The 2,828-nt window shown below is 71.6% G+C and carries 3 protein-coding genes; 1 reads left to right on the plus strand and 2 read right to left on the minus strand.

Translation table 11 applies throughout. The features are described 5' to 3' along the window. The first annotated feature begins 177 nt into the window (after nucleotides 1-177). Complete coding sequence (locus tag ACFW2Y_RS35395) at nucleotides 178-1,401, plus strand: FG-GAP-like repeat-containing protein (protein WP_384887744.1); 1,224 nt, start codon at nucleotides 178-180, stop codon at nucleotides 1,399-1,401. Between the two features lie 97 nt (nucleotides 1,402-1,498). Here ACFW2Y_RS35395 and ACFW2Y_RS35400 read toward each other — a convergent pair whose 3' ends face one another. Then, on the minus strand, nucleotides 1,499-2,032 hold the full coding sequence (locus tag ACFW2Y_RS35400) for a hypothetical protein (RefSeq protein WP_384887747.1): 534 nt from the start codon (nucleotides 2,030-2,032) through the stop codon (nucleotides 1,499-1,501). 142 nt (nucleotides 2,033-2,174) lie between these two features. After that, the gene (locus ACFW2Y_RS35405) at nucleotides 2,175-2,726 is read right to left on the minus strand and encodes a GNAT family N-acetyltransferase (protein WP_384887750.1); all 552 of its coding nucleotides are present in this window, start codon (nucleotides 2,724-2,726) and stop codon (nucleotides 2,175-2,177) included. Nucleotides 2,727-2,828: the final 102 nt, after the last annotated feature.

Below are 2,828 nucleotides of genomic sequence, written 5' to 3' on the forward strand. Positions count from 1 at the left end.
CCACCCCCCAGGTCATCCGTTCGACAGGGGGACACAGTCATGCCGGGCCCGGAGGCCAGCGGCCCTCTTGCAGGACCGCGAAGAACATAACGGGGTGCATTCGTCTGGTACGTGTACGGTCCCTGAGACACGACGCGTCGAGTTTTCAGGTCTCCGCGTCGGTTGGAGGGGATGTCAATGCGCAATTCCATGCTGCGGCGCGTGGCCACGGTGGCCACGACGCTGGGGCTCACTTCGCTCGGCCTCTTCGGCGCGGGTGCGGCGCCGGCGCAGGCCGCCATCAGCGACTGCCCGTCCGGTTACTTCTGCGCCTGGAAGACGGACAACGGCACCGGCACGATGTACAAGACCAATGTCGACCAGGCGACGCTCGGGACGTGGGACAACGCATTCAACTCGGTCGTCAACCACACGAACAAGTTCGCCTGCCTCTACGACGACCCGAACTACGACGTCGACAAGGCCACCTTCATCTGGGCCCCGGATCCGGCGGGCACCGAGTGGGGCTACGCCGGAAACAGGACCAGCTCGCTGAAGTTCGTCCCGACCGAGCGCGAGTGCGTCCTGCCCGCGTACCCCGAGTGGGGTTCGTACCCCAGCCCCACCTCGGCCGGCTTCGGTGACATGAACGCCGACAAGAAGGCGGACGTCATCGTCCGGGACAAGGCCGGCCGGCTGTGGTTCCTGCCCGGTGACAACTCGGGCAGGCTGATCGGCACCGGCGGCTGGAACACCATGAACGCCCTCACCCGGCACGGCGACTTCAGCCGGGACGGGCGTGAGGACGTCATCGCCCGCGAGGCGTCCACCGGCAAGCTGTGGCTCTACCCCGGCACCGGCACCGGCGGCCTCGGCAGTCGCACACTGATCGGCACCGGCGGCTGGAACGCCATGAACAAGGTCACCGCGTTCGGCGACCTGACCGGCGACGGCCGGTCCGACCTCATCGCCGTCGAGACCTCCACCGGCAAGCTGTGGCTCTACCCCGGCACCTCGACCGGAACCCTCGGCGGCCGCAAGCTGATCGGCACCGGCGGCTGGAACAGCATGAACGCCCTGGTCGGCGCAGGTGACATGAACGGCGACGGCCGACCCGACCTCATCGCCCGCGAGGCGTCCACCGGCAAGCTGTGGCTCTACCCCGGCACCGCCATCGGCACCATCGGCTCACGCGTGCTGATCGGCACCGGCGGCTGGAACGTCATGGAGACGTTCCTCGCGGTCGGCGACTACAGCGGCGACGGCCTCAACGACCTCGCGACGCTCACCAAGAGCAGCTACACCGGCGAGGGATGTCGCGGCGTGGGCTGCCTGGTCCTGTACTCGGGCAAGGGAACCGGCGGGCTCAACGCGGGCCTGCCGGAGGACGCCAACTGGATGGGCCTGAACGGGGCCTTCTGACCCGCCACTCGAAGGAACCCGCCGGGGCCTTCCCCTGACCGGAGGAGGCCCCGGCGGGTGCACCCGCTGTGACGGGGAGTCCACGGGGAGGGGAGCGTCAGCCCTCGCAGTCGACGTCGCCGCCCGCGGCGTCCACCGTCACCGACACGCCGTAACCGGACCCGGTGGCGAGTTCGGGGGGTGCTCCTCGGCCTTCTTCCTCGAAGGCATCGGGACCGAGGGAGCGAACGGTCAGCACCGCCGGGTCACCTCCCACCGCGCGGGTGAAGCACAGGTCGATCGGGTGCCCGGAGACCGCGGCCCGGGACGTGGCCTGCTGCCAGCCGTCACGGTCCGCCGCGGCCCCGTAGTGCCGGACCACTTCCGCCGGGGTGCCGGGAAAGGTGTACGTCGACTCGGCGTACACCCAGGCCTCGCCGCTGTCCTCCCAGCAGCCCGCGTCGACGTCCTCCAGGCCCCGGGGGCGGGTGGCGCCCACCGGCGGGGAGTCGAGGAGGTCCAGGGAGCGCAGCCGCTCCACTCGCCCCTCGCTGCCCTCGCAGCCCCGGAAGGCGTCCGTGATGCCGGAGCAGCCGACGAGGTTCCCGGTCGTCAGGACCGCCGCCAAGAGCAGAGCCGTTCTCTTCCACATCGGTGAAACCGCCTTCCGGCAGGGAAGGGACAGGTCTTGCCCGCCGACAGGCGGGTGCGGTGGCCGGGCCGCGCATGCGCCGCCGCCCCGGAAGACCGCCTCCGCCTCGTCGCAGCGAGTCTCGCACATCCTGGAGAGGGCCTCAGCGCGTCAGTCGCCAGACCCTGTCCTCGCCCGTCTCGGCCGGGGCGGTGGGCTCGTGGGGGCGCCGGAGGTGGTCCGTGAAGCCGAGCCGGGCGGGAACGGCCGCGCTGGCCCGGTGCGAGACGTCGTGCACGATCTCGACGCCGGTGACCCCGGGCAGCCCGAAGGCCTGCTCGACCAGGGCCCGGGCGGCACGCGTGGCGAGGCCGCGGCCGGTCGCCCCCGGGTGCAGCCAGTACCCGATCTCCAGCGTGCCGTCCGGGGTGGCCTCGTCGTGTCGGTGCAGCCCGCAGGAGCCGACGATGGCCCCGTCGAGCAGGATCGCGTAGCTGTACTCCTCGCCGCTCGCCCACAGTTCCGCCCGGGAGGCCAGGAAACCGGCGGTCCTCTCCCGGCTGTGCTCGGCGATCCACGCCAGCCACGGGCGCAGGTGCTCCGCGGACTCCTCGACGACCCGGAAGAGCTCCGGCAGGTCCGCCTCGCCGCGGAAGGCGCGCAGGACGAGGCCGTCGCCGAGTTCGATGAGTTGCTGCGGTCGGGGAGCATCCATGCGGCGAGGATCGTACGCTCCCGCCGTCCGGGGCAAGCGATTTCGGCGGCCGCGGAGCGGGCCGCGCGCCGGAACGCCGATGGCCCGCTCGGTGGGGGAGCG

It is taken from the genome of Streptomyces sp. NPDC058877 (assembly GCF_042742855.1).
Taxonomy (GTDB): Bacteria; Actinomycetota; Actinomycetes; order Streptomycetales; family Streptomycetaceae; genus Streptomyces.